Source organism: Pedobacter psychrodurus (assembly GCF_032678585.1).
Lineage (GTDB): Bacteria > Bacteroidota > Bacteroidia > Sphingobacteriales > Sphingobacteriaceae > Pedobacter > Pedobacter psychrodurus_A.
This window is the reverse complement of sequence record NZ_JAVTSN010000109.1, coordinates 1-2381: the sequence shown is the minus strand read 5'-3', so window position 1 is coordinate 2381 and position 2381 is coordinate 1. Positions and strand designations below refer to the sequence as shown.

Here is a 2381-nt window from a genome sequence, read left to right as displayed (position 1 = left end):
GTCGAGTAAGTCAGCGGAATTGCTCCCGCCTTCTCCTCTAAGAACCGTACGTGAGAGTTTCCAACTCATACGGCTCAAGTAATTGCCATCTATTCACATAGACGGCCTCATCGAGAAGCCCTCTTTTTAAGGTAAACACTTCTGCGACAACCATCATGTACAAGTTCGTGAATTGCCTTGTTGTTGACAATACTTTTGGTAGTGCCCCAAGGTAATTCTCTGTCAATTTTGTTGCCGCAGATAGGGCATGTGCGTTTCTGTTTCTCCCATAACTTAAGGAGAGTCGTCTTTCCTTTTAATGTCTGCAACATTTTGTACGTTTCACGCTTTTCAAAATAGTACTTCCATGTAGGGTCGAAGGGGTTTGCACTTCCATGAATCTTGACATTTCTGGTTATGTTTATATTGGCAAGATGTTTCAATGTCAGATAGTTTTTATCCTCATTTTCATTCTCCTTCCAAGTAAAACACCAGTCTCTATTGCCGATCTTTTGAAAGTACCTTTGTTTAACCCATTTTCTTCCCTTGTTAGCGGAATGGCGACGATTACACCATGACCATATTTTTTGAAAGATCAAGTGATCGCAGTTCTGAAATATATCCGAGGCAACGCTATGTTTATAATAGTTGCCCCAGCCGGTAATAACTGGGTTTAGCATGCGTATAAGTGAATCCTGTCTCGTAGATTGATTGGACTTAATAATGTCCTTTATCTTTAATAGGAATTTCTTCATGCCACTCTTTGATGGTTTTGTAAGCACCACATGTTTAAATCTGCGGACATTGAAGCCCAGAAAATCAAAGCCTTCGTCTATATGGGTTATCTTGGTCTTTTCTTCAGAAAGGATTAAACCTCTTTGTTTTAAGAATTCAATAACCACAGGCTTAACCTCTTTTTCCAGTGCTTCATGCGTTTTTCCTGTGATAATAAAATCATCAGCATACCTTACCAACCTTACGGCTGGGTAATATGATTTGCCACTCACAGTAGTGCGTTGGAATTTATCCAGCAGCACTGTTTCTAAACCATCAAGAGTCATGTTGGCAAGCGTTGGTGATATTATACCTCCCTGAGGGGTTCCTTCCTCTGTTGGAAACAGTTCATCCTTGAAGATGAAACCACATTTAAGCCACTTATTCAAAATAGTTTTGTCCATTGGAATATTCTCCAATAGCCATTGGTGGCTGATGTGATCAAAACAACCTTTAATATCTCCTTCCATAACCCATTTCGGGGAGAGTTTCTCTTTACCCAAAAGTGTGTGACACTGTGTGATAGCATCCATCGTGCAGCGTTCTCTTCTGAAACCATAAGAGTGTTTATCTGCCTTCGTTTCTGCTACCGGCTCCAATGCCATGAGATATAAAGCCTGCATTGCTCTATCTTTCATCGTCGGAATGCCCAGAGGGCGTAATTTCCCATTGCTTTTTTCAATATGTACCCGTCTTAAAGGCTGTGGATTGTACCCTTTTCTTTTCAGACCAGCAATCGCCTTTAATCTTTCAACAGGCGAATCCCAAGTTACCTTGTCAACACCTGCTGTGTTTTTCCCCTTGTTAGAGGTTACTCTTTTCACAGCCAAAGCTTTGGCGTAATAAGAGTGTGTTAGTACCCATTGTAAGGATTTTACCTTACCATGTTTACCTTCTTTCTGAGCTTTTACAATACGTGCTTGTAGCTTTCCAACTCCATTCTTGCATTTGTCCCAATCAATGTTGTTCCAATTGCTGAGCTCTTTGTCAGTAGGCGCACACGCTGTTTTACTTACGTTCATTTGCTTTCCTCCTTTAAAAAGTTCTAAAAGTTTCTTGTAAAATAATTACCATATACAGAAGTCTGCCCACTTTCGTGTGGAGTGACGTTTAAACTCCTATCCATTTCATTACAAAATGGCATTCGCTTTCTCTGTAATCCCATACCCGCACCACTATCGGCCTTCCTTACAGTCGGCTTTCCTGCATCCGCAGGAATGATACGGGCTTACAACGTTCCGTGTAAGTAACAACGAAGGGTTAGGTCCTATCTCTACGCCGGCAGTTCTGTTGTTCGTGTAATCCCAAAATCCCAGAGATTATCCAACTGCGTCACCTTTTGGTTCAAGCCTATCAGCATTGTTTGGCTTGCTCGATTTAACGACCTTTTAATGATAGTTCACTTTCGTTGACCATACCTTCAGCCTCGCCCCCAGACAGCATAATGCTTACCGTCGTTGTTTCCACCTCACGGCTTCAACTTCTTCACCTGCCGGTGAAAGGGTTACTTTGTCAGGGCAGCTTCACACAAAACAATTACTCGTAATGCATGTGCCCTTAGGCTACTATTGACGACACAATAGGTTCAATCTCCGTTGAACAATTACTTACACAGCCTCGTTTCGCAC

Annotated in this window: 1 protein-coding gene; it reads right to left on the bottom strand. The window is 41.8% G+C overall.

All coding sequences use genetic code 11. The annotated features are described in order from the left end of the window. Positions 1-107 precede the first annotated feature (107 nt). A complete protein-coding gene (gene ltrA, locus R2S57_RS30230) occupies positions 108-1775 on the bottom strand; it encodes a group II intron reverse transcriptase/maturase (RefSeq protein ID WP_316848631.1) in 1668 nt (555 codons plus the stop codon). Between the last annotated feature and the right edge of the window lie 606 nt (positions 1776-2381).

What these genes read in the sequence shown, in the direction of transcription:
- ltrA (WP_316848631.1), bottom strand. Translation starts at nt 1,775, where the DNA reads ATGAACGTAAGTAAAACAGCGTGTGCGCCTACTGACAAAGAGCTCAGC.